Origin of the sequence: Citrobacter meridianamericanus (genome assembly GCF_041320245.1) — a bacterium.
Taxonomy (GTDB): Bacteria; Pseudomonadota; Gammaproteobacteria; order Enterobacterales; family Enterobacteriaceae; genus Citrobacter; species Citrobacter meridianamericanus.
Genome location: NZ_CP101036.1, coordinates 4372963 through 4397813, shown reverse-complemented (window position 1 = coordinate 4397813; position 24851 = coordinate 4372963). Strand labels below are relative to the sequence as shown.

Below are 24851 nucleotides of genomic sequence, written 5' to 3'. Positions count from 1 at the left end.
AATACCCCCATGTCAGAACGTTTCCCAAATGACGTGGATCCGATCGAAACTCGCGACTGGCTACAGGCGATCGAATCGGTCATCCGTGAAGAAGGTGTTGAGCGTGCTCAGTATCTGATCGACCAACTGCTTTCAGAAGCTCGCAAAGGCGGCGTGAAAGTAGCGGCAGGTGCAGGGGCAAGCAATTATGTAAACACTATTGCCGTTGAAGATGAACCGGAATACCCGGGCAATCTGGAGCTGGAACGTCGTATTCGTTCTGCAATTCGCTGGAACGCCATCATGACCGTACTGCGTGCGTCTAAAAAGGACCTCGAGCTGGGTGGTCACATGGCATCCTTCCAGTCCTCCGCTACGGTATATGATGTTTGCTTCAACCACTTCTTCCGTGCACGCAACGAGCAGGATGGCGGCGACCTGATTTACTTCCAGGGCCACATCTCTCCGGGCATCTACGCACGCGCATTCCTGGAAGGTCGTCTGACTGAAGAGCAGATGAACAACTTCCGTCAGGAAGTTCATGGCAAAGGCCTGTCTTCCTACCCGCACCCGAAACTGATGCCTGAATTCTGGCAGTTCCCGACCGTATCTATGGGTCTGGGTCCAATCGGTGCTATCTACCAGGCTAAATTCCTGAAATATCTGGAACACCGTGGCCTGAAAGATACCTCTAAACAAACCGTTTACGCCTTCCTGGGCGACGGTGAGATGGACGAGCCAGAATCTAAAGGTGCGATCACCATCGCGACCCGTGAAAAACTGGACAACCTGGTCTTTGTAATCAACTGTAACCTGCAGCGTCTTGACGGCCCGGTCACCGGTAACGGCAAGATTGTTAACGAACTGGAAGGCATCTTCGCAGGTGCTGGCTGGAACGTTATCAAAGTCATGTGGGGCGGTCGTTGGGATGAGCTGCTGCGTAAAGACACCAGCGGTAAACTGATCCAACTGATGAACGAAACCGTTGATGGCGACTACCAGACCTTCAAATCCAAAGACGGCGCATACGTTCGTGAGCACTTCTTCGGTAAATACCCGGAAACCGCAGCGCTGGTTGCTGACTGGACTGACGAGCAGATTTGGGCTCTGAACCGCGGTGGTCACGATCCGAAGAAAGTCTACGCTGCGCTGAAAAAAGCACAGGAAACCAAAGGCAAAGCAACTGTAATCCTCGCTCATACCATCAAAGGTTACGGCATGGGTGACACCGCCGAAGGTAAAAACATCGCTCACCAGGTTAAGAAAATGAACATGGACGGCGTGCGTTACATCCGCGACCGTTTCAACGTTCCTGTGACCGATGAGCAGGTTGAAAACCTGTCTTACATCACCTTCCCGGAAGGTTCTGAAGAGCACACCTATCTGCACGCTCAGCGTCAGAAACTGCACGGCTACCTGCCTGCTCGTCAGCCGAACTTCACCGAGAAGCTGGAACTGCCAGCTCTGGAAGACTTCGGCGCGCTGCTGGAAGAGCAGAACAAAGAAATCTCCACCACTATCGCTTTCGTTCGTGCACTGAACGTGATGCTGAAGAACAAGTCGATCAAAGATCGTCTGGTGCCGATCATCGCTGACGAAGCACGTACTTTCGGTATGGAAGGCCTGTTCCGCCAGATCGGTATTTACAGCCCGAACGGCCAGCAGTACACCCCGCAGGACCGTGAGCAGGTTGCTTACTACAAAGAAGACGAGAAAGGTCAGATCCTGCAGGAAGGTATCAACGAGCTGGGTGCTGGCGCATCCTGGTTGGCTGCTGCGACCTCTTACAGCACCAACGATCTGCCGATGATCCCGTTCTACATCTACTACTCCATGTTTGGGTTCCAGCGTATCGGTGACCTGTGCTGGCAGGCAGGCGACCAACAGGCTCGCGGCTTCCTGATCGGTGGTACTTCCGGTCGTACGACGCTGAACGGCGAAGGTCTGCAGCACGAAGATGGTCACAGCCATATTCAGTCTCTGACTATCCCGAACTGTATCTCTTACGATCCGTCTTACGCGTACGAAGTTGCGGTCATCATGCACGATGGTCTGGAGCGTATGTACGGTGAGAAACAAGAGAACGTTTACTACTACATCACCACGCTGAACGAAAACTACCACATGCCGGCCATGCCAGCAGGTGCCGAGGAAGGTATCCGTAAAGGTATCTACAAACTCGAAACCCTCGAAGGTAAGAAAGGTAAAGTTCAGCTGCTGGGCTCCGGTTCTATCCTGCGTCACGTCCGTGAAGCTGCGCAGATCCTGGCGAACGACTACGGCGTAGGCTCTGACGTGTATAGCGTCACTTCCTTCACTGAACTGGCGCGTGATGGCCAGGATTGTGAGCGCTGGAACATGCTGCACCCGATGGAAACGCCTCGCGTTCCGTACATCGCTCAGGTGATGAACGACGCGCCGGCAGTGGCATCTACTGACTATATGAAACTGTTTGCCGAACAGGTTCGTACTTATGTACCGGCTGATGACTATCGCGTACTGGGTACTGACGGTTTCGGTCGCTCTGACAGCCGTGAAAACTTGCGTCACCACTTCGAAGTTGATGCTTCCTATGTGGTTGTAGCGGCCCTGGGCGAATTGGCTAAACGTGGCGAAATCGATAAGAAAGTGGTTGCTGACGCAATCATCAAATTCAACATCGATGCAGATAAAGTTAACCCGCGTCTGGCGTAAGAGGTAAAAGAATAATGGCTATCGAAATCAATGTACCGGACATCGGGGCTGATGAAGTTGAAATCACCGAGATCCTGGTCAAAGTGGGCGACAAAGTTGAAGCTGAACAGTCGCTGATCACCGTAGAAGGCGACAAGGCCTCTATGGAAGTTCCGTCTCCTCAGGCTGGTATCGTTAAAGAGATCAAAGTCTCTGTTGGCGACAAAACTGAGACCGGCAAACTGATCATGATTTTCGATTCCGCCGACGGTGCAGCAGCTGCTGCACCTGCTCCGGCAGAAGAGAAGAAAGAAGCTGCGAGTGCGCCTGCAGCACCTGCTGCGGCAGCGGCGAAAGAAGTCCACGTACCGGACATAGGTGGTGACGAAGTTGAAGTTACCGAAGTCATGGTTAAAGTGGGCGACACCGTTGCGGCTGAACAGTCTCTGATCACCGTTGAAGGTGACAAGGCTTCCATGGAAGTTCCGGCGCCGTTCGCGGGTACCGTTAAAGAGATCAAAATCAACACCGGCGACAAAGTGTCTACCGGTTCCCTGATTATGGTCTTCGAAGTGGCGGGCTCAGCGCCTGCTGCCGCACCGGCTCAGGCTGCCGCTCCGGCAGCTCCAGCGGCTCCAGCGGCTTCTGGTTCGAAAGACGTTAACGTACCGGACATCGGCGGTGACGAAGTTGAAGTCACTGAAGTGATGGTGAAAGTGGGCGATAAAATTGCCGCTGAGCAGTCACTGATCACCGTAGAAGGCGACAAAGCCTCTATGGAAGTTCCGGCACCGTTCGCCGGTACCGTAAAAGAAATCAAAATCAGCACCGGCGACAAAGTGAAAACCGGTTCTCTGATTATGGTCTTCGAAGTAGAAGGCGCAGCACCGGCAGCCGCTCCTGCGCAAGCTGCGGCTCCGGCTCCGGCCGCTGCACCTGCACAAGCAGCAGCACCTGCTGCGGCAGCGAAAGCAGAAAGCAAATCTGAATTTGCTGAGAACGACGCTTACGTCCACGCTACGCCGCTGATTCGTCGCCTGGCGCGCGAATTTGGTGTTAACCTGGCGAAAGTGAAAGGGTCTGGCCGCAAAGGTCGTATCCTGCGTGAAGACGTTCAGGCTTACGTGAAAGATGCTATCAAGCGTGCTGAAGCGGCTCCGACTGCAGCAACAGGCGGTGGTATCCCGGGTATGCTGCCTTGGCCGAAAGTGGACTTCAGCAAGTTCGGCGAAATCGAAGAAGTGGAACTGGGCCGTATCCAGAAAATCTCTGGTGCTAACCTGAGCCGTAACTGGGTGATGATCCCGCACGTTACGCACTTCGATAAGACCGATATCACCGATCTGGAAGCGTTCCGTAAACAACAGAACGCCGAAGCTGAGAAACGTAAACTGGACGTGAAATTCACCCCAGTGGTCTTCATCATGAAAGCCGTTGCCGCTGCTCTGGAACAGATGCCACGCTTCAACAGCTCTCTGTCTGAAGACGGTCAGCGCCTGACTCTGAAAAAATACATCAACATCGGTGTGGCGGTAGATACGCCGAATGGTCTGGTGGTTCCGGTCTTCAAAGACGTGAACAAGAAGAGCATTACCGAGCTGTCTCGTGAACTGACCGTGATCTCCAAGAAAGCGCGTGATGGCAAGCTGACCGCTGGCGAAATGCAGGGCGGTTGCTTCACTATCTCCAGCATCGGCGGCCTGGGTACTACCCACTTCGCGCCGATTGTGAACGCGCCGGAAGTGGCTATCCTCGGTGTCTCCAAGTCCTCTATGGAGCCAGTGTGGAACGGTAAAGAGTTTATGCCGCGTCTGATGATGCCGATTTCGCTCTCCTTCGACCACCGCGTAATCGACGGTGCGGATGGTGCGCGCTTTATTACCATCATCAACAACATGCTGTCTGACATTCGCCGCCTGGTGATGTAAGCGAAAAAGCCGGCCCGACGGCCGGCTTTTTTCTGGTAATCTCATGAAGTCAGTGAGGTTATTGTGCGAAAGACAAATCGGTTGCCGTTTGTTGTTTCAAAATTGTTAACAATTTTGTAAAATACGGGCGGATAGAACGACCCGGTGGACGACGGGTATAAATTAAGAGGTCATGATGAGCACTGAAATCAAAACTCAGGTCGTGGTACTTGGGGCAGGCCCTGCAGGTTACTCTGCTGCCTTCCGTTGCGCAGATTTAGGTCTGGAGACCGTCATCGTAGAACGTTACAGCACCCTCGGTGGTGTTTGTCTGAACGTCGGCTGTATCCCTTCTAAAGCGCTGCTGCACGTAGCAAAAGTTATCGAAGAAGCCAAAGCGCTGGCTGAACACGGTATCGTTTTTGGCGAGCCGAAAACCGATATCGACAAGATTCGTACCTGGAAAGAAAAAGTTATCACTCAGCTGACCGGCGGTCTGGCTGGTATGGCTAAAGGCCGTAAAGTGAAAGTGGTTAACGGTCTGGGTAAATTCACCGGGGCGAACACCCTGGAAGTTGAAGGCGAAAACGGCAAAACCGTGATCAACTTCGACAACGCGATCATCGCGGCGGGTTCCCGTCCGATCGAACTGCCATTCATTCCGCATGAAGATCCGCGCGTGTGGGATTCCACTGATGCGCTGGAACTGAAAACCGTTCCTAAACGCCTGCTGGTTATGGGCGGCGGTATCATTGGTCTGGAAATGGGTACCGTGTACCATGCGCTGGGTTCAGAGATCGACGTGGTTGAAATGTTCGACCAGGTTATCCCGGCTGCCGATAAAGACGTGGTTAAAGTCTTCACTAAACGCATCAGCAAGAAATTCAACCTGATGCTGGAAACTAAAGTGACCGCCGTTGAAGCGAAAGAAGACGGCATCTACGTTTCCATGGAAGGTAAAAAAGCGCCTGCTGAAGCACAGCGTTACGACGCCGTACTGGTGGCAATCGGTCGTGTACCGAACGGCAAAAACCTCGACGCGGGCAAAGCGGGCGTGGAAGTTGATGACCGTGGCTTCATCCGCGTTGACAAACAGCTGCGCACCAATGTGCCGCACATCTTTGCTATCGGCGATATCGTCGGTCAGCCGATGCTGGCGCACAAAGGTGTTCACGAAGGTCACGTTGCCGCTGAAGTTATCGCCGGTAAGAAACACTACTTCGATCCGAAAGTTATCCCATCCATCGCCTACACTGAACCAGAAGTGGCATGGGTTGGCCTGACCGAGAAAGAAGCAAAAGAAAAAGGCATCAGCTACGAAACCGCCACCTTCCCGTGGGCTGCTTCTGGCCGTGCTATCGCCTCCGACTGCGCGGACGGTATGACCAAACTGATTTTCGACAAAGAGTCTCACCGTGTTATCGGTGGTGCGATTGTCGGTACTAACGGCGGCGAGCTGCTGGGCGAAATCGGTCTGGCGATCGAAATGGGTTGTGACGCTGAAGACATCGCGCTGACCATCCACGCGCACCCGACTCTGCATGAGTCTGTGGGTCTGGCGGCAGAAGTGTTCGAAGGTAGCATCACCGACCTGCCAAACCCGAAAGCGAAGAAGAAGTAATCTTCCTGCTTTGTGAAAACGCCTCTTCTGAGGCGTTTTTTTGACCTAAAGCTACCTGTTCTGGTAGTCATCTTATTGATATTTTCGCTAAAAAAAATTGCGCAACTGCCGATACTTTTTTCGCCATTGTGTGGCTACTGGTCGCACGGAGAAGAGGCTCTGGACTCTTATTACACGAAAAAAGGAAAAAACATGTCTTTAAAAAAAATCGCGGTTGTTGGCATGGTTGTCGCGACAATGACGCTGACCGGGTGTGGTGCCATGACTACTGCCGTTAAAAAACGTAATCTTGAAGTGAAAACGCAGATGAGCGAAACCATCTGGCTGGAGCCTTCCAGCGAGAAGACCGTCTACATTCAGGTAAAAAACACTTCTGATAAAGACATGAGCAACCTGCAAACTCTGCTGGCAAATGATCTCTCCGCAAAGGGCTATAAGGTGACCAGTTCACCGGACAGCGCATACTACTGGGTACAGGCGAATGTTCTGAAAGCGGACAAAATGGATCTGCGTGAAGCTCAGGGATTCCTGAAGACCGGCTATGAAGGGGCGGCGATGGGGGCGGCTCTGGGCGCGGGGATTACTGCTTATAACAGCAACTCCTCCGGCGCGGCGCTGGGTGTTGGCCTGGCGGCGGGACTGATCGGTATGGCCGCGGATGCCATGGTAGAAGATGTGAATTACACCATGGTTACTGACCTGCAGATCTCCGAGCGTAGCAAAGCGAAAGTGACGACGGATAACGTTGCCGCACTGCGTCAGGGCACATCCGGTATCAAGCTGCAAACCAGCAGCGCACAGGGCGATCGCGCAAAATACCAAACCCGCGTCGTGTCTAATGCCAACAAGGTGAACCTGAAATTCGAAGAAGCGAAGCCGGTTCTGGAAGCGCAACTGGCGAAATCCGTCGCTAATATCCTGTAATTTAAATTGAGTAGCCGGGTGGCTACTTCGCCTTACCCGGCTTATAAAATGTGGTCCGTTGACGTTACTCAGGGGGCGACGGGCTGCCAGCTTTTATCTGGGCTATAGGTGGACAGCGCCCGAGCTTTCTGATCAGAATCACTGCCGAGATCGGACTGGTACACCTTGTCGTCCTGGTTTATCACAAAGCTCATGACGCCCGTCTGACCATAGCTAACAGGCCAGGCAACCATAGCAAATCCGCTGCTTTTGTCGGGAAGGATACGAAAACGATAGCCGTGATAGCCCGTACCAGGCTCCTGTGGACTGAAGGCTGGGCCAAGCGGGCTTGGTGCTTCGCCGGGCGAAACTGGCCAGTACAGACCATCCTTTTTCCCATCAGAACTGACAATCTTTTGCGCGTATTTTTGGTTCATCGCAAAATAGCTCTGCTGAGCATCTACATAGGCGTGTAATGCCTCAATGGCGGCGAGTTCGTTGCGGCCAATTTCGCGGGTCTGGATCTCTTCGGCAGCTTCAAGCATGTCAAATCGCCAGCCGGAAGTGGTTTTGACAACAGGGATCGGCAGTTGCCAGTTGCTGTCTCCGACAACCAGATGCGCCGTATCACCGTCAATGACGGTGCTATGATGAACCTTCCAGTCGCGCAGGAAACGATCGACAGCATTCGGATCAACGCCTTCCGGCGGCAGAAAATCGCGCCAGTTATCGCCAAGCAGGCTGCTCATCGCGCTCTCATTTTGCTCACTAATGGCTTTGGCAAGTGCATCGGTTGCCTGGTCAGGTGTGCTAAAGGATTGCTGCGCCATCACCGAGGCCGAAAGCATGAACAACACCATTCCACTAAGTAGTTTATTTTTCATGTCGGCTCCCTTAACGATGACGAAATTCACGGTGTTCAGCGCGTCCACCAGACGCCTGACGTGGCTGCTGGCGGGCAGCGAGTTGTCTGCTTTGTGCGCCGCGCTGCTGCTGTGCCTGCCAGTTCGCGGAGCGGCTATCGTTGCCGCTCAGCGCATTGGCCCGTGGCTGAGTGCTTCGCTGCTGGGGAGGACGTTGCTGTGCGGGCTGTGATGCGCGTTTCTCTTGTCTTTGCGAGGTGGTCTGGCGATTTTCTCGCTGCTGCGTGGTGCTCCGCTTCGTCGTCTGCGGTTTGGTGTCGTAGCCACGGTAGTTATTACGCTGGGAAATTTGCTTCAGCTGTTGGCTGGATGCCTGACGCTGGGCGTCTTTCGTGCCCGTACGCGCCGTCTGCGGGAATGTTTTCCCCGTCGATTTTTCCATCTGGCTCAGGGCTGCCTGACGCTGGCTATCGCGGTTAACCGGTTTTTGCTGTGTTGAACTGAGCCCGGTAGCTGTGTTGGTGGCGTGAAAGCGGTTATTGAGTTGGCTATTAGGGTATGGCACGCCCTCGCGATAGGCCGGGTTGTGCTGCCAGGTTCGGTTGGCGTCCGTCAGCCGTTGTCCACTGATTTTATTGAAATTATCAACGTTGATATTGATGTTGTTATCACCGTTACGGTTATAACCGCCATGGTTATCCCAGTCATCATCGTCATCCCAGTCGATATTGCTGAAGATGGCATAAGTTGTGGCAACGCCGAGGCTGAAGCCTAAACCGTTAACGAAGCTGTTGCCAAACTGCTCACCTGGCGTTGGTGGCAGATAGGTTGGCGGATAAGCTGTATTTGGCCAGGTACCGTAAACCGTATTCGGGTTATAGGTGGGAACGTACACCACCTGCGGATCGGCGGATTCAATCTTAATTACCGTTGGGCTTGCTGTGGCCGTTGTGGCTGATGTGCTCGCTGAACGGGTTGTCGACTCGCTGGCTACGGTTTTAGACGGTGCTGCTTTGGTCACGGTGGTGACTGTCTGCTGCGGTGTCGATTGTAACGCCCCGGTCTGTTGCGCCAGCGCACGCAGGCGTTGCACGGAATCCATAACATCTTTTGGTTGTGCAAGGAAAGCATCTCCCAGGCTCTGTACCCACGGCGGATTTTCACCCATCAGCGACATTAACTGCGGAAAAGCCACCAGCGATTTCACGCTGGGATCCCAGGGTTGACTGGCAACGGCCTGAATAGCGGCGTCACCCTGCATTTTGGGGTTGTCTTTAGACCACTGCGCGGCCTGGATGACGTTGGCCGGGTAGGTTGAAGCCATCAAAATTTGCGACAGTAGTGAGTCCGGATAGAGTGCGATAGGCGCAACCCACTGATCGATTTGTGCCGCCGTGTACGTAGGTATTGCAGCAGGCGCTGGTTGGTCGACCGGGGTAGGGGCCGCTACGGGAGCTGGAGCCGGTACTGACGGTTGCTGTGTCAACGGGGCAGGCTCCGTGGTGCGACTTTTAACGAACATCACGCCAGAGGCGGCAAACAGCCCGGCACTGCACAGAAGGACAAGCAGGTGTGGCTTAAAGGGCAACTTCATAAAATGACTCCAACGAGACAAGCGCTGTGCCGTGAGGCGTTCCTGTTGCCGCGAGTATTATTCACCCGTGTTAGACAGTTTTGACTTTTATTGGGGATTCAGCCGGGAGGTCCGGAAAAAGAGTGTGAAGATTTATTACACAATTATATCTGATGGCTGAGAAATCGCTGGAATATTCAGCAGGTCGCGCTTGAAAATCAATCGTTTCAGGGCGCCTTCAGGCAGCCTTAATTGCCTCTCGCCTTGTCGCTATACCATTCTTAACGATTCAGCCAATTTTTTATGTTGCTTTTTTGTAAACGGATTAACACTTAATGAAAATCCTGTTATTGTGCCTTATGCGGTACCGGGCATTTACCCTACTAACTACTGTCTCACAGGAGCGTGAAGAGAATCGCCCATCTACAAAAGCGCCGCATTATGACAATGAGAGCGAGGAGATATCGTCGTGCTAGAAGAATACCGTAAGCACGTAGCTGAGCGTGCTGCCCAGGGGATTGTGCCAAAACCTTTAGACGCAACCCAAATGGCCGCACTTGTCGAGCTGCTGAAGACCCCGCCTGTGGGCGAAGAAGAATTCCTGTTAGACCTGTTGATCAACCGTGTTCCTCCTGGCGTAGATGAAGCCGCTTATGTTAAAGCCGGTTTTCTCGCTGCCGTCGCGAAAGGCGACACCACCTCCCCGCTGGTAACACCAGAAAAAGCCATTGAACTGCTGGGCACCATGCAGGGTGGTTACAACATTCATCCGCTGATCGACGCGCTGGACGATGCCAAACTGGCGCCGATTGCCGCCAAAGCGCTCTCTTCAACGCTGCTGATGTTCGATAACTTCTACGATGTGGAAGAAAAAGCCAAAGCGGGCAACGAATATGCGAAGCAGGTAATGCAGTCCTGGGCTGATGCCGAATGGTTCCTGAACCGTCCTGCTCTGGCTGAAAAAATCACCGTTACCGTCTTTAAAGTGACCGGTGAAACCAACACCGATGACCTCTCTCCGGCACCGGACGCATGGTCTCGCCCGGATATCCCGCTGCACGCGCTGGCGATGCTGAAAAACGCCCGTGAAGGCATTAACCCGGATCAGCCGGGCGTGGTAGGCCCGATCAAACAGATCGAAGAATTGCAGAAAAAAGGCTACCCGCTGGCTTATGTGGGTGACGTTGTCGGTACCGGCTCTTCGCGTAAATCCGCCACCAACTCCGTGCTGTGGTTCATGGGCGATGATATCCCGCATGTGCCGAACAAGCGCGGTGGCGGTCTGTGCCTCGGCGGCAAAATTGCGCCGATCTTCTTCAACACCATGGAAGATGCGGGTGCGCTGCCAATTGAAGTCGACGTTTCAAACATGAACATGGGGGACGTGATTGACGTTTACCCGTTCAAAGGCGAGGTGCGTAACCACGAAACCGGCGAACTGCTGGCCAGCTTTGAGCTGAAAACCGACGTGCTGATCGACGAAGTGCGTGCCGGTGGCCGTATTCCGCTGATCATCGGTCGTGGCCTGACCACCAAAGCGCGCGAAGCGCTGGGTCTGCCGCACTCAGACGTCTTCCGTCAGGCGAAAGACGTGGCGGAAAGCAGCCGCGGCTTCTCGTTGGCACAGAAAATGGTTGGCCGCGCCTGCGGCGTGAAAGGTATTCGTCCGGGCGCGTACTGCGAACCGAAGATGACCTCCGTGGGTTCTCAGGATACTACCGGCCCGATGACCCGTGATGAACTGAAAGACCTGGCGTGCCTGGGCTTCTCAGCTGATCTGGTGATGCAGTCCTTCTGTCATACCGCCGCGTATCCGAAGCCGGTTGACGTAACCACGCACCACACGCTGCCAGATTTCATCATGAACCGTGGCGGGGTGTCGTTGCGTCCTGGCGATGGCGTCATCCACTCCTGGCTGAACCGCATGCTGCTGCCGGATACTGTCGGCACCGGCGGTGACTCCCATACCCGTTTCCCTATTGGCATCTCCTTCCCGGCAGGTTCGGGTCTGGTCGCGTTTGCCGCGGCGACCGGCGTGATGCCGCTGGATATGCCGGAATCCGTTCTGGTTCGTTTTAAAGGTAAAATGCAGCCGGGCATCACCCTGCGCGATCTGGTACACGCCATTCCGCTGTATGCGATCAAACAGGGGCTGCTGACCGTTGAGAAGAAAGGCAAGAAAAACATCTTCTCTGGCCGCATCCTGGAAATCGAAGGTCTGCCGGATCTGAAAGTGGAGCAGGCGTTCGAACTGACCGATGCCTCCGCTGAACGTTCCGCTGCCGGTTGTACCATCAAGTTGAACAAAGAGCCGATCGTTGAGTATCTGAACTCTAACATCGTACTGCTGAAGTGGATGATCGCAGAAGGTTACGGCGATCGCCGTACGCTGGAACGTCGTGTGCAGGGGATGGAAAAATGGCTGGCGGATCCGCAGTTGCTGGAAGCCGATGCTGACGCAGAATACGCGGCGGTGATCGACATCGATCTGGCGGATATTAAAGAGCCAATCCTGTGTGCGCCGAACGATCCGGACGATGCGCGTCTGCTGTCTGACGTGCAGGGCGAGAAGATTGACGAAGTGTTCATCGGTTCCTGTATGACCAACATCGGCCACTTCCGTGCGGCCGGTAAGCTGCTGGATGCGCACAAAGGCCAGCTGCCGACGCGTCTGTGGGTGGCGCCGCCAACCCGTATGGACGCCGCGCAGCTGACCGAAGAAGGTTACTACAGCGTGTTTGGCAAGAGCGGGGCGCGTATTGAGATCCCGGGTTGTTCACTGTGCATGGGTAACCAGGCGCGCGTGGCGGACAACTCAACCGTGGTGTCGACCTCTACCCGTAACTTCCCGAACCGTTTAGGGACCGGGGCGAACGTCTACCTGGCTTCTGCGGAGCTGGCGGCGGTCGCGGCACTGATCGGCAAACTGCCGACGCCGGACGAGTATCAAACCTATGTGGCGCAGGTGGATAAAACCGCTGTCGACACCTACCGTTATCTGAACTTCGACCAGCTGTCTCAGTACACTGAGAAAGCCGACGGCGTGATTTTCCAGACCGCGGTGTAATGCGCTAACGCGTTTTGTGTAAAAACGCATCAATGCCCGGAGAAGTCGGCTTCTCCGGGCATTTTTATTTCTATTCCTTATACCCGCTACGCTTTTTTTCTGCGGCGCTGCTGCGATAATTACAGCAAGGCGCAATGCGGTATTGGCGCATTGCCGGGAGCAGAGGAAGACATTATGGATTACGAATTTCTGCGCGATATTACCGGAGTGGTAAAAGTGCGTATGTCCATGGGCCACGAAGTGGTGGGGCACTGGTTTAACGAAGAAGTGAAAGAAAACCTGGCCTTACTTGATGAAGTGGAACAGGCGGCGCGTGCGGTGAAGGGCAGTGAGCGCTCCTGGCAGCGGGCAGGACATGAATACACGCTCTGGCTGGATGGCGAAGAGGTGATGGTACGCGCCAATCAACTGGAGTTCTCCGGAGATGAAATAGAAGAGGGGATGAGCTACTACGACGAAGAGAGCTTTTCACTTTGCGGCGTAGAGGATTTTCTTCAGGTAGTGGCGGCATACCGCGAATTTGTGCAACAGCGTTAATTTATGCGGAGCCTGTAGGCTCCGCAAAACTATCTATTTAACGTAAGCCAACAGGCTCAGGGAGTCACGCGCGAGCGCTTTGCATTTCTTTGCCGTAGGAATGCCGATACCGCTGAGATCGCGATAGCTGTCTTCACCCAGCGCTTTCATATTGAAGGTGTCGTAATTACTTAGGTCCCACTGGTTTTGCTGGGCAAAAAAGACCAGTGCGCGACGAATCTGCCCATTAGGTAAATTCTGGTATCCACAGTCATTTTTCAGAAAAACAAAAACTGCCGTTAAATCGGCCATATCTTCGGCTTCGGACTCACTCAGCGCATAGCTGTTTGCGCATACGGCCATCAGGCTGCCGAACAAAACTGTTCTGAAAAACGTCTTCATTGCTTCTACCACTGCATCACGGAATTTAAACGTTAGCACACTGCGAGCGAAGCGACGACCTTTATTATTTGCCATTCACTTGACCTTCCCGTAAGGGGAAGGCTTATGCTTAAAAGATAGCCTGCTTAAGCTGCTGAATATAAGGAAGTGAGAATGCAACGTCGTGACTTTTTAAAGTACTCCGTGGCGCTGGGCGTCGCGTCAGCGTTACCTTTATGGAGCCGGAGCGTATTTGCCGCCGACCGTCCCGCCTTACCCATTCCTGATCTGTTAACCGCCGATGCTTCGAATCGCATCCAGCTGATCGTGCAAACCGGGCAGTCAAACTTTGCCGGTAAAACGGCCACGACCTGGGGATATAACGGCAATCTGCTCGGACCGGCGGTCAAGCTGAATAAAGGGCAATCGGTGACCGTCGACATTCATAACCAGCTTACCGAAGAGACAACGCTACACTGGCACGGACTGGAAATCCCCGGTGAAGTCGATGGCGGGCCGCAAGGCATTATTCCTGCAGGCGGGAAACGCTCCGTGACCTTTACGCCGGATCAACGGGCAGCAACCTGTTGGATCCACCCACATCAGCATGGCAAGACTGGTCGTCAGGTGGCGATGGGGCTGGCCGGGCTGGTGCTGATTGAAGATGAAGAGATTCGCAAGCTGCTGCTGCCTAAGCAGTGGGGCATTGATGATGTGCCGGTAATCATGCAGGACAAGCAGTTTTCCGCGGATGGACAGATTAACTATCAACTGGACATCATGACCGCTGCCGTCGGCTGGTTTGGCGATACGCTGCTGACCAACGGGGCGATTTTTCCTCAGCATGCGGCGCCGCGCGGCTGGCTGCGCCTGCGTCTGCTTAATGGGTGTAATGCCCGCTCACTGAATATCGCGGCCAGCGATAATCGCCCGCTGTATGTCATTGCCAGCGATGGCGGTTTGTTGGCGGAGCCGGTAAAAGTGACCGAGCTTCCTATGCTGATGGGCGAACGCTTCGAAGTGCTGGTGGATGTGAGCGACGGTAAAGCTTTTGATCTGGTCACATTGCCTGTCAGTCAGATGGGCATGGCGGTGGCGCCGTTTGATAAACCGCACCCGGTCATGCGCGTTCAGCCGCTGCTGATTACCGCCTCCGGCACGTTACCGGATATGCTGACATCTATGCCAGTGCTGCCGTCGCTTGATGGGCTGACGGTACGCAAACTGCAGTTGTCTATGGATCCGATGCTCGACATGATGGGCATGCAAATGCTGATGAAGAAATACGGCGGGCAGGCCATGGCAGGGATGGATCATGGGAAGATGATGGGCCATATGAATAACGACAATATGGGTCACGGGAACATGGATCATGGCAATATGAACCACGGTGAGATGGGGAATATGCAGCATGGCGGCATGGGCAACATGAAGCAGGAGGGTACATTTGATTTCCATAATGCTAACCGGATTAACGGGTTGGCGTTTGATATGAATAAACCGATGTTCGCCGCGGCGAAAGGTCAGCACGAACGCTGGGTGATTTCTGGCCAGGGAGACATGATGCTGCATCCGTTCCACATTCACGGCACGCAGTTCCGCATTCTGTCTGAAAATGGCAAAGCGCCTGCTGCCCACCGTACGGGATGGAAAGACACGGTGCGGGTAGAGGGCGGCGTCAGCGAGGTGCTGGTGAAGTTTGACCACGACGCGCCAAAAGAGCATGCCTATATGGCGCACTGTCATCTGTTAGAGCATGAAGATACCGGCATGATGCTCGGATTCACGGTATAAAAAAAGCCGGGGGGCGGCTTCGCCTTGCCCGGCCGACATGTCGCATCCGTAGGCCCGGTAAGCATTAGCGCCACCGGGCTTTTCAGTTATTTAGCGTCGTCCGGCAACGCGTACGCCACGATATAATCGCCCATCTTCGTCCCAAATGAGCCGTGGCCTCCGGCGGATATAACCACATACTGCTTACCGTTAACTTCATACGTCATCGGTGTTGCCTGGCCACCGGCCGGTAAGCGCCCCTGCCACAGTTTTTCACCGTTGCTCATGTTGTATGCGCGCAGATAGTTATCGGCAGTTGCGGCAATAAACAGCACGTTGCCCGCAGTGGAGATTGGTCCACCCAGCATCGGCATCCCCATATTGAATGGCACCGGAACCGGCATCGGGAACGGCATGCTGTCCTGCGGTGTACCAATACGTTTTTTCCACACTACCTTATTGGATTTCAGATCGAGCGCGGAGATATATCCCCAGGCCGGTTGCTTGCACGGCAGTCCAAATGGCGAAAGGAACGGGTTCAGCGTGACGCCAAACGGCACACCGTACTGCGGCTGAATACCGGATTCCGTACCGCTGCCTTTGGCATCTTTCGGCGGCTCCATTGGGTTGCCGGGACCGCGTGGGATCAGCTTCGAAACGAACGGCAGCGCCATCGGGTTAGCAATAGCGACCTGACGGTTAGGATCAACGGAGATACCGCCCCATTCGAACATACCGAGGTTACCAGGGAAGACCAACGTGCCTTGTTCAGATGGCGGGGTGAATATCCCCTCATAACGCAGTTGGTGGAACATCACGCGGCACACCAGCTGGTCAAACATGGTTGCGCCCCACATGTCGGCCCCGCTGAGATCTTTCTTCGGACGGAAGCTGAGATCGGAGAACGGCTGGGTTGGGCTGACATAATCCCCTTTAGCTGCGCCTTGCGGCACCGGTTTTTCCGGGGCAGGTACCACCAGCTCGCCATTACGGCGGTCGAGGACGAAGATATTACCGGTTTTCGCCGGAGCATAAATGACCGGAACTTTCTCTCCTTTAACGGTGATATCTGCAAGGGTCGGCTGCGCCGGTAAATCCATATCCCACAGATCGTGGTGAACGGTCTGATAACTCCAGGCAAGCTTACCGGTGCTGGCATTCAATGCCAGAATCGAACTCGCGTAGCGTTCCTGTTCCGGCGTGCGGTTACCGCCCCAGATATCCGGGGTGGTGACGCCCATCGGTAGATACACCAGGTCCAGCTTCGCGTCATAGGCCGCAGGCGCCCAGGAGTTCGGAGAATTAAAGGTGTAGTGCCCGCCCGGCTGCGGGATCGCGTTTGGATCTTTCGCACCTGGGTCAAAGGCCCACAACAGTTTACCGCTGTTAACGTCAAAGCCGCGAATTACGCCTGACGGCTCGCGGGTAGAGAAGTTATCAGTCACCGCTCCGGCAATTACTATCACTTTATCGGTGATAATCGGCGGAGATGTCGGCTCGTACATACCTGGCGTGGTTACCGGCATATCGGTTTGCAGGTTCAGAATACCTTTGTTCGCAAAGGATTCGCACAGCTTACCGGTGTCAGCATTGAGAGCAAAAATGCGCCCATCGTTGACCGGCAGAATAATGCGACGCGGACAGTCGGCCACCACGTCAGACGAAGCATTCGCCGCCGTTGCTTCATGATAAGACACTCCACGACAGGTGACGTGCTGGAAGCTGGTGTTGGTATTGAGCTGTGGATCGAAATGCCACTTCTCCTTCCCGCTGGCCGCATCGAGGGCAAACAGCCGCTGGTGGGCGGTACACAGATAAAGACTGTCGCCCACTTTTATGGGGGTAACTTCGTTGGTGATTTCACCAGGATCGTTCGGTTGTTTTAAATCACCGGTACGAAATACCCACGCTTCTTTCAACTGATGAACGTTGTCAGCGTTAATTTGTTTTAACGGAGAATAGCGTTGGCCTTCCTGATTACGACCATAAGCAGGCCAGTCCCCATCGGCAACCGGCGAGATTGCGTCGGCCTCGGTGGCATCAGCACTCAGCGTGCCGTGAACCTCTTGCGGATCGTTAAAGCCAGCCCAGGTCAGGATGCCGCCGCTTATCAGCAGGGCCACAACCAGCGCGGCTACCGCACCGCTGGATGGGATTATCAGACGATGCCAGACAAAAGGTAAAATAAGCCAGATACCAAAGAAAACCAGGATGTCGCTTCGCGGCGTCAGTGCCCAGAAATCAAAGCCGACTTCCCAAACACCCCAAATCATGGTGGCGAGAAGTAGGACAGCATACAGCCAGAGAGCAGAACGTTTACTTCGCCACAGCAGGAAAGCCACACCGAGCATGACAAGGCCCGCGATCGAGTAGTACCAGGAGCCTCCGATAGCGACCAGCCAGCCTCCGCCAATCAGGAGATAGAGTCCACAAAGTGCCGCGAATAGGGCGCTCAGGGTCACGATAAGCCGTTGAGAACGTACGTTGTTATTTGCCATAAAAAATACCATCACGCGTGTTATTTATTTATTCGCAGTTAATTATAGGAGCTAAAACGCGTGATACTCGTCACGTTATGAACTTTATCAACAGATGCCGCGTGTGAATGCTTTTACTGGTATACTGCGTGCCTTGCGCTTAGATGCTCGCTTATTACAAGTAAGCATTGAGTGATTTGTTTTTAAATCATATGGTTAGAGATATGAAACATACTGTTGAAGTCATGATCCCGGAAGCGGAGATCAAAGCGCGTATTGCTGAACTGGGACGTCAAATTAACGAACGTTATAAGGACAGCGGCAGCGATATGGTGCTGGTTGGTCTGTTACGCGGCTCATTTATGTTTATGGCCGACCTGTGCCGTGAAGTGCATGTCTCCCACGAAGTCGATTTCATGACTGCATCCAGCTACGGCAGCGGAATGTCTACCACGCGTGATGTTAAAATCCTGAAAGACCTGGATGAAGATATTCGTGGCAAGGACGTGCTGATTGTCGAAGACATTATTGACTCCGGCAATACGTTGTCTAAAGTGCGTGAGATTCTGAGCCTGCGCGAGCCGAAATCCCTGGCCATCTGTACGTTGCTGGACAAACCTTCCCGTCGTGAAGTGGATGTTCCGGTTGAGTTTATCGGATTCTCTATTCCAGATGAGTTTGTTGTTGGCTACGGCATTGACTACGCCCAGCGTTATCGCCATCTGCCGTATGTTGGCAAAGTGGTGCTGTTGGACGAGTAATATTGGGAGCGCCTGCTGGCGCTTCGCTTATTCGGCCTGCACGTTACTTCCGCAGGCCGAAAAGTCGCTTACGCGTCGCTGCCGTTTGTTGGCATCTGCTTGTGATTGGTATGTTTCTGGCTGAGGTTAGACAACCCCTGGCGATAGCGCTGCTCCAGCGTTTCGCGACTGGTGGCGGTGACGTCAAGATCGCGCAGCAGGCCATCATGAATACCGTAAGCCCAGCCGTGAATTGTGACTTTCTGACCGCGCTTCCAGGCTGAACGCATAATGGTTGAGTGGCCAAGGTTGTAGACCTGCTCCATGACATTCAGTTCGCAAAGGGTATCAATGCGGCGTTCCTGTGGCATTTCGCCCAGTAGTGAGCTGTGTTTAAACCAGATATCGCGAATATGAAGTAACCAGTTATCAATCAGTCCCTGTTCTTTATTTTCAATAGCCGCCTGGACGCCGCCGCAACCATAGTGACCACAAATAATAATATGTTCCACTTCCAGCACATCCACCGCATACTGCACTACTGAGAGGCAGTTCAGGTCGGTGTGAATAACCAGATTGGCAACATTACGGTGGACAAATAATTCGCCCGGCTCAAGACCGGTTAATCGTTCAGCGGGTACGCGGCTATCGGAACATCCAATCCATAGAAAACGCGGATTCTGCGCATGTGTCAGCGTTTCAAAAAATCCGGGATCCTCTTCTACCAGCATCTTTGACCATAGTGCATTGTTGCTGATGAGTGTATCTATGTCTTTCATGGAGTTGTACGACCCGAAGCCAGATAAATTTGATGGGCTAATATAGGTTAACTCCAACATTATTTAAACTATATATAAAATGTCAGAACGTAAGGTAAGCAAAAAACCATGACCATTGCTCTGGAACTTCAACAACTTAAGAAAACCTATCCCGGTGGTGTTCAGGCGCTACGCGGCATAGATTTGCAAGTCGAAGCGGGCGATTTCTATGCGCTCCTGGGACCTAACGGCGCAGGGAAGTCCACCACCATCGGGATAATCAGCTCGCTGGTGAATAAAACCTCCGGACGGGTTAGCGTTTTCGGCTACGATCTCGATAAAGATACGGTTAACGCCAAACGCCAGCTTGGGCTGGTCCCGCAGGAGTTTAACTTTAACCCGTTTGAAACCGTGCAGCAGATCGTGGTTAACCAGGCCGGTTACTACGGCGTTGAGCATAAAGAGGCGGTCAAACGCAGCGAATTATATTTAAAGCAGCTCGATTTATGGGAAAAACGCAACGAGCGCGCGCGCATGCTTTCCGGTGGGATGAAGCGCCGTCTGATGATTGCTCGGGCACTCATGCACGAGCCCAAATTACTCATCCTTGATGAACCGACGGCGGGCGTGGATATTGAGCTGCGCCGTTCAATGTGGGGCTTTTTAAAAGATTTAAACGACAAAGGCACCACGATTATTCTGACCACCCACTATCTCGAAGAAGCTGAAATGCTGTGTCGCAATATCGGCATTATTCAGCATGGTGAGCTGGTGGAAAATACCTCAATGAAGAGCCTGCTCTCTAAACTGAAATCCGAGACCTTTATTCTCGATCTGGCGCCGAAAAGCCCGTTGCCAAAACTTGAAGGCTATCAGTATCGTCTGGTGGATACTTCCACGCTGGAAGTGGAAGTTCTGCGCGAGCAGGGTATTAACAGCGTCTTCTCCCAACTGAGCGCTCAGGGGATTCAAGTATTGAGTATGCGGAACAAAGCAAACCGACTGGAAGAACTGTTTGTTTCTCTGGTGCATGAAAAACAAGGAGATGGCGCATGATGCAGCTTTATTGGGTTGCGCTGAAAAGCATTTGGGCGAAAGAAATTCACCGCTTTATGCGTATCTGGGTCCAGACTCTGGTTCCCCCCGTCATCACCATGACGCTCTATTTTATTATCTTTGGTAACCTGATCGGCTCGCGTATTGGCGAAATGCACGGTTTTAGCTATATGCAGTTTATTGTGCCGGGTCTGATTATGATGGCAGTGATCACCAACTCATACGCTAACGTGGCATCGTCATTCTTCAGCGCCAAGTTTCAACGCAATATTGAAGAGTTGCTGGTCGCCCCGGTGCCAACACACGTGATCATCGCCGGTTTTGTCGGCGGTGGCGTGGCGCGTGGCCTGTGCGTCGGGATCCTGGTCACGGCGATTTCACTGTTCTTCGTGCCGTTCCAGGTGCATTCCTGGGTCTTTGTGGCGCTCACGCTGGTGTTAACGGCAGTGCTGTTTTCGCTGGCCGGTTTGTTGAACGCGGTTTTCGCCAAAACCTTTGACGATATCAGCCTGATCCCAACTTTCGTGCTGACCCCTCTGACCTATCTGGGTGGTGTGTTCTATTCGTTAACACTGCTGCCGCCGTTCTGGCAGGGGCTTTCGCATCTGAATCCGATCGTCTACATGATTAGCGGCTTCCGCTACGGCTTCCTGGGGATTCATGATGTTCCCCTGGTCACCACATTTGGCGTGCTGGTGGTGTTTATCGCTGTGTTTTATTTGCTGTGCTGGTACCTGATTCAGCGCGGTCGAGGATTGCGCAGCTAACGTTGCGTTGTGCCGGATGGCGTTTTGAGCGGCGCATCCGGCCAGCATTATCGTGTGAGCAACTCCCAGCGTAAGTCCGCCTCCAGACTGGTGACATCGGTGGTATGCGAAAACTGGTTATCGTTGAGTACTGGGGTTAGCGTCAGGGTAAATGACATCTGCTTTCCCGATACCTGCGCATGGTTTTCTACCGCCACAATACCGTCATTGTTATGTATTAACAGCGTCTCGCCGGCATTTTCTTCGGCGGTCAGATTCTGGCGGTCGCTGGTTTTTGCCACCGAATAGTGGCGCCCATCAATGACCAGTTGGCTCACCCGTACCGCGAGCCCGCCACCGTTACCAAATAAAAAACGCCCTTGCGGGCCAGCGCTTCCCTGTACAAACACACCCATTACGGTGTCTTGCGGGCAGTAAGCGTTCACATTGATCTCTTTCGTTGGCATTTGATGCCACTGCTGGCGTGTGTTGACACTATCTTCCCGTCGGAACGTGTTAAACCCCACGGTCGGTTGAGATAAAGTCAGTTGACACTCACTCTGCGCCATTGCAGAGGGGGAAGAGAGCACCAAAGCGGCAACGACCCCATAAATCCCATTTATCTTCACTGGCAGGTTCCCTCCACGGTTTCATAAAACGCCTCTTTATCCTGCTCGTCGCTGAGCGTGTAATGTATGCGACAAATCCGCTGCATATTGTCATCCACGGCATAAAGTGCAGGGTTGCCTTCCACGTCGCTGATAAAGACGCGACCGCTGTCTACCACACTGACCTGATAATTATCGTGCTCATCAACGATACTCATTCCTTTCGGTAACCATTGCCCGTCCGCACCTTTTACCGTCAGCATGACCCGATGTGTATTCAGTACGTTAAAATCCACTTTGCTTACCGAGCCGTGGGCGGCAACCACGCTCTTGATCCCGTTCGCCAGATCCATATTTTGCGGCAAGCTGTTGGCATTAATTTCAATACGTGATTTTCGCCACTCCGACACGCCCGGGATCACCGCTTGCCCCCAGACGTCAGTCCACACGGAGCCCTGCGGCGTGGAAATTTCGACACCGCTTTGTGATTCGCTTAACCGCGCGATGCCAAAGGTATTTTTGATGGCGTAAGGCGAGAAGGTGAGGCCATGATCGTGAATTGCCACTCCACCCGACAGTGTTCCGTTGTAAGTGCGCTGCCGATCGCTGTCGGCAGTAGCCGCGAGGCTCAGCTGCGTGTAATGCAGGTTGGTGCTGAGGCCTCCGCTGAGCGAATTGACATCGCGTTCGGCGCTTTCACGCTCTGCCGCCAGATAATAGTTGGTATTTCTGCCAATAATGCCGCTATTTTGTACGCCATAGGCGGTTCGGTCGCCCTGATCGCGCATATAAGCGCTGATATTCTGATTTGCGCCAAGCGGTATACTGAGATTGACATACACCATGTCATCATCGTTGTAGCGGCTACCGTTATCGTCACTGATATGACTGTTTAACGCATGCTGCCAGTTGACGCTCACGGACCCATACTGGAACGATTTACTCCATGAGGCGATCATATAGCGAGAGTCTTCCGTGTCGCTGTCGCTCGCCTGTTCATAGTTGTAACCCAGCGAAAAGGTGCCCACCAGCGGCGCACTCCAGCTCAGGTTGCCGCCCCAGCTATTTTTGCTGCGTTCAAACTCATCATCCAGCGCTTCGGTTAATTCGCGATAGCCGTTCGAATAATGCGCCGCATTGAGGGATAACGCGAAGTTACTGGTGAGGTACAGATTACTTTGTAACTCCGTTTTCATGCCGTTTTGCGCACTGCCAAAGGATTCGCGGCTGCCGAGCAAACTCGACGAGAGCGTCCAGCTATCGTTCACCGCCCAATCAAGCATCGTTCCGGCTGCCTGATAATCCTGTGCCGCCACGCCGGACGCCTGCAAAGAAAGCTGCGGATGCAACAGCCAGCCATCGGAGACGTTATAGACCCACGGGTTGCTGTAGTCGCCTTCCACGTCGCGGACTTTACCCAATGACATCGTTAATCCTGTCGGGCGCGACAGGCCATTACGGCGGAAAGAGGCGGCCGGGATTATAAAACGGGTCACCGAGTTATCGGTTTCCACTACGCTGACGTCCAGGTCAGCATTGTGCCGCACGATCGGCACATTCTCGAGCGTAAACGGCCCGGCCTGTACCACGGAGGAGTAAATAAGCTGCCCGGACTGACGCACTTCCACGCGAGCCTGCTGGGTGCGGGCAATGCCGGAAACGCTCACCCCGGAGAAATTTGAGATAAGTCCTTGCTCTGGTTGAATCTGCACGCCGCTTATCGGCGCACCGCTAAACAGTGCCGACTGCACGTTGATCTGGCCAACCTGAGCGCGTATTTTCTGCTGCATAAACACGTGCTCAGCAAAGGTATAGAGGCTGTCGGCATTGCGTTCACCGTTATCATCGGTGACGATATAACGGCTGCGTAGAGTCCAGTCAGCGATATTCATTCCCGCTTCCAGATCTGCCTGTGAATAATCGTTGCTGGCGGTGTCAAACTCGTTGTGTGAGTTGAATACCGTATAGTTCAGCAGCCCCGCCGTGCCGCCAGTGGCGTAGTTTTCCTGTGTGTAAAAGTCGTTATCCAGCGCCACGGTGGGCACAAACAGTTCCACGGTTTCATCGTTGGGGCGGTAATTGAGGGTGGCGTCAGGATAATCGCTGTGAATTTCGTGGCACGTTTCGCTGGCGGAGATGGACAACGTGCGCAACCCCGCCGCGTCGGTAAAATCATTATCTACGCAAAGTTGCCCTTTATCACCAAAGCGCAGGGCAAGCGTGCCTTTTTCCGTGCCATTCACTTTGAGTGAAACCGCGTGCCGCCCTGGCAGAAAACGGGCTTCGTTGGCAAAGTATTGTGCCACGCTGGTACTGATCCCACGCGCTTTGAGAATATCGGTACTGAATGTCACTTCTCTGGCATCGGCTGCCGTGAGCGGGAATAAACAGATCGTCAGTGAACAGCAGAGCGCATGGCGAATACTGCAAGTCAGTGGCTTGAGCTTATTCACTCATCTATCCTTCTGATCAGGGAACTAATGGAGCGGTAAAGGTTGGAACTTCAATGCCATAACGGCTGGCAGGCGAAAAGCGTACCGATTTGTCTGCGGCGATGGCTTTGGGCACCGCAACATTCAACGTTTCACCGGGCAGAATATAGGTTTTAGGCAGTTTCCCCGCCGTGCCGGAAGGTTGATACGTCACGTTCATGTCCATGCGCACTACGTAAGGCGACGGGTTTTTCACCGTGAGATGTTGCCCGCTGCCTGACCAGGTGAGCAGTTTCCAGGCGTCGGTAACCACGGGTAAACTTTTCGGACGGATTAGCACCGGTAAATCCTGGCGAATATTAAAACTAATTTTGCGTTTTTTGGTTGGGTCTTTGGGTGGAATTCCCTCAAAGACGACGCGTTTGTAATGCTCTACCGTGAGCGGCTCGGTGGTTTGCAGAATAAAACGCACCTGCTGCTGTTGCCCCGGCTCTACGCGCACCACGGGCTGGGTGACGTGTACCTGGGTGCCTTTGTCGTCGGGCAGGTCAGTGATGGTGGTGTATAGTAATGCCGGGTAGTCGTCAGTATTTTTGACGTTCATGACCCCACCACCATCTGATTCATCAATGACCAGCAGCGTGGTGTCCGGCACCATGCCAGCGGCATGTGCCGCTATCATTGGGCACAGGGAAAGAGACAGCACCAGTAATGCGCGTTTGGATGTCAGGTATTGCAGGGAAATCATTGTTATCCTCCATGGGGAAATACGCTCTCC

General features: G+C 53.6%; 18 protein-coding genes. 10 read left to right on the top strand and 8 right to left on the bottom strand.

Translation table 11 applies throughout. From position 1 onward, the window contains the following. The first annotated feature begins 9 nt into the window (after positions 1 to 9). The 4 genes from aceE (at position 10) to traT (ending at position 7104) form a co-directional block, all read left to right on the top strand. Positions 10 to 2673 (top strand): pyruvate dehydrogenase (acetyl-transferring), homodimeric type, encoded by a 2664-nt coding sequence (gene aceE / locus NMD08_RS21465; protein ID WP_040229997.1) that lies wholly within the window; start codon positions 10 to 12, stop codon positions 2671 to 2673. Between the two features lie 14 nt (positions 2674 to 2687). Beyond that, complete coding sequence (aceF, locus tag NMD08_RS21460) at positions 2688 to 4580, top strand: pyruvate dehydrogenase complex dihydrolipoyllysine-residue acetyltransferase (RefSeq protein ID WP_151216753.1); 1893 nt, start codon at positions 2688 to 2690, stop codon at positions 4578 to 4580. Positions 4581 to 4755: 175 nt separating this feature from the next. Further along, positions 4756 to 6180: a dihydrolipoyl dehydrogenase gene (gene lpdA, locus NMD08_RS21455; protein ID WP_003018686.1), complete on the top strand. Its 1425-nt coding sequence runs from the start codon at positions 4756 to 4758 to the stop codon at positions 6178 to 6180. A gap of 192 nt (positions 6181 to 6372) precedes the next feature. Next, positions 6373 to 7104 carry a conjugal transfer complement resistance protein TraT gene (gene traT / locus NMD08_RS21450; protein ID WP_032940388.1) on the top strand — a complete coding sequence of 244 codons (732 nt, stop codon included), beginning with the start codon at positions 6373 to 6375 and terminating at the stop codon, positions 7102 to 7104. Between the two features lie 68 nt (positions 7105 to 7172). On the opposite strand, the gene NMD08_RS21445 is transcribed toward traT, so the two are convergent. Further along, positions 7173 to 7967 (bottom strand): DUF2950 family protein, encoded by a 795-nt coding sequence (locus NMD08_RS21445; protein WP_187253728.1) that lies wholly within the window; start codon positions 7965 to 7967, stop codon positions 7173 to 7175. Between the two features lie 10 nt (positions 7968 to 7977). After that, the gene (locus NMD08_RS21440; protein WP_370619017.1) at positions 7978 to 9540 is read right to left on the bottom strand and encodes a DUF3300 domain-containing protein; all 1563 of its coding nucleotides are present in this window, start codon (positions 9538 to 9540) and stop codon (positions 7978 to 7980) included. 448 nt (positions 9541 to 9988) lie between these two features. Here NMD08_RS21440 and acnB point away from each other — a divergent pair, with 448 nt between their 5' ends. Beyond that, a complete protein-coding gene (acnB, locus tag NMD08_RS21435; protein WP_151216756.1) occupies positions 9989 to 12586 on the top strand; it encodes a bifunctional aconitate hydratase 2/2-methylisocitrate dehydratase in 2598 nt (865 codons plus the stop codon). Positions 12587 to 12760: 174 nt separating this feature from the next. After that, a complete protein-coding gene (gene yacL / locus NMD08_RS21430; protein WP_151216757.1) occupies positions 12761 to 13123 on the top strand; it encodes a protein YacL in 363 nt (120 codons plus the stop codon). Between the two features lie 33 nt (positions 13124 to 13156). Here the strand turns inward: yacL and NMD08_RS21425 are convergent, their stop codons facing one another. Beyond that, entirely contained in the window at positions 13157 to 13504 is a 348-nt protein-coding gene (locus NMD08_RS21425; RefSeq protein ID WP_003018667.1) for a YacC family pilotin-like protein, read from the bottom strand. A 153-nt stretch (positions 13505 to 13657) separates the two neighbouring features. On the opposite strand from NMD08_RS21425, the gene cueO reads away from it, so the two are divergent. After that, a complete protein-coding gene (gene cueO, locus NMD08_RS21420; protein WP_210904436.1) occupies positions 13658 to 15277 on the top strand; it encodes a multicopper oxidase CueO in 1620 nt (539 codons plus the stop codon). 86 nt (positions 15278 to 15363) lie between these two features. Here cueO and NMD08_RS21415 read toward each other — a convergent pair whose 3' ends face one another. Then, positions 15364 to 17754, bottom strand: a complete 2391-nt coding sequence (locus tag NMD08_RS21415) for a glucose/quinate/shikimate family membrane-bound PQQ-dependent dehydrogenase (RefSeq protein WP_370619015.1) — start codon at positions 17752 to 17754, stop codon at positions 15364 to 15366. A 203-nt stretch (positions 17755 to 17957) separates the two neighbouring features. On the opposite strand from NMD08_RS21415, the gene hpt reads away from it, so the two are divergent. Further along, positions 17958 to 18494 carry a hypoxanthine phosphoribosyltransferase gene (gene hpt, locus NMD08_RS21410; protein WP_042312274.1) on the top strand — a complete coding sequence of 179 codons (537 nt, stop codon included), beginning with the start codon at positions 17958 to 17960 and terminating at the stop codon, positions 18492 to 18494. Between the two features lie 68 nt (positions 18495 to 18562). On the opposite strand, the gene can is transcribed toward hpt, so the two are convergent. Beyond that, a complete protein-coding gene (can, locus tag NMD08_RS21405) occupies positions 18563 to 19252 on the bottom strand; it encodes a carbonate dehydratase (RefSeq protein WP_151216759.1) in 690 nt (229 codons plus the stop codon). 108 nt (positions 19253 to 19360) lie between these two features. Between can and NMD08_RS21400 the strand changes: the two genes are divergently transcribed. Then, positions 19361 to 20287, top strand: coding sequence for an ABC transporter ATP-binding protein (locus NMD08_RS21400; protein WP_151216760.1), 927 nt, complete (start codon positions 19361 to 19363; stop codon positions 20285 to 20287). Then, complete coding sequence (locus NMD08_RS21395; RefSeq protein ID WP_042312267.1) at positions 20284 to 21054, top strand: ABC transporter permease; 771 nt, start codon at positions 20284 to 20286, stop codon at positions 21052 to 21054. Before NMD08_RS21400 ends, NMD08_RS21395 begins: the two co-directional genes overlap by 4 nt. A 47-nt stretch (positions 21055 to 21101) precedes the next feature. Here NMD08_RS21395 and NMD08_RS21390 read toward each other — a convergent pair whose 3' ends face one another. From NMD08_RS21390 to NMD08_RS21380, 3 genes are read right to left on the bottom strand one after another with little or no spacing between them, the layout of a single operon-like run. Continuing rightward, entirely contained in the window at positions 21102 to 21662 is a 561-nt protein-coding gene (locus tag NMD08_RS21390) for a hypothetical protein (RefSeq protein ID WP_370619013.1), read from the bottom strand. Beyond that, positions 21659 to 24094: a fimbrial biogenesis usher protein gene (locus NMD08_RS21385; RefSeq protein WP_370619011.1), complete on the bottom strand. Its 2436-nt coding sequence runs from the start codon at positions 24092 to 24094 to the stop codon at positions 21659 to 21661. Before NMD08_RS21385 ends, NMD08_RS21390 begins: the two co-directional genes overlap by 4 nt. Before the next feature lie 16 nt (positions 24095 to 24110). Beyond that, on the bottom strand, positions 24111 to 24821 hold the full coding sequence (locus NMD08_RS21380) for a fimbria/pilus chaperone family protein (RefSeq protein WP_187253731.1): 711 nt from the start codon (positions 24819 to 24821) through the stop codon (positions 24111 to 24113). Positions 24822 to 24851 lie beyond the last annotated feature (30 nt).

Coding starts and splice junctions, on each gene's coding strand:
- aceE (WP_040229997.1), top strand. CDS start 10: ATGTCAGAACGTTTCCCAAATGACGTGGATCCGATCGAAACTCGCGAC.
- aceF (WP_151216753.1), top strand. CDS start 2,688: ATGGCTATCGAAATCAATGTACCGGACATCGGGGCTGATGAAGTTGAA.
- lpdA (WP_003018686.1), top strand. CDS start 4,756: ATGAGCACTGAAATCAAAACTCAGGTCGTGGTACTTGGGGCAGGCCCT.
- traT (WP_032940388.1), top strand. CDS start 6,373: ATGTCTTTAAAAAAAATCGCGGTTGTTGGCATGGTTGTCGCGACAATG.
- NMD08_RS21445 (WP_187253728.1), bottom strand. CDS start 7,967: ATGAAAAATAAACTACTTAGTGGAATGGTGTTGTTCATGCTTTCGGCC.
- NMD08_RS21440 (WP_370619017.1), bottom strand. CDS start 9,540: ATGAAGTTGCCCTTTAAGCCACACCTGCTTGTCCTTCTGTGCAGTGCC.
- yacL (WP_151216757.1), top strand. CDS start 12,761: ATGGATTACGAATTTCTGCGCGATATTACCGGAGTGGTAAAAGTGCGT.
- NMD08_RS21425 (WP_003018667.1), bottom strand. CDS start 13,504: ATGAAGACGTTTTTCAGAACAGTTTTGTTCGGCAGCCTGATGGCCGTA.
- cueO (WP_210904436.1), top strand. CDS start 13,658: ATGCAACGTCGTGACTTTTTAAAGTACTCCGTGGCGCTGGGCGTCGCG.
- NMD08_RS21415 (WP_370619015.1), bottom strand. CDS start 17,754: ATGGCAAATAACAACGTACGTTCTCAACGGCTTATCGTGACCCTGAGC.
- hpt (WP_042312274.1), top strand. CDS start 17,958: ATGAAACATACTGTTGAAGTCATGATCCCGGAAGCGGAGATCAAAGCG.
- can (WP_151216759.1), bottom strand. CDS start 19,252: ATGAAAGACATAGATACACTCATCAGCAACAATGCACTATGGTCAAAG.
- NMD08_RS21400 (WP_151216760.1), top strand. CDS start 19,361: ATGACCATTGCTCTGGAACTTCAACAACTTAAGAAAACCTATCCCGGT.
- NMD08_RS21395 (WP_042312267.1), top strand. CDS start 20,284: ATGATGCAGCTTTATTGGGTTGCGCTGAAAAGCATTTGGGCGAAAGAA.
- NMD08_RS21380 (WP_187253731.1), bottom strand. CDS start 24,821: ATGATTTCCCTGCAATACCTGACATCCAAACGCGCATTACTGGTGCTG.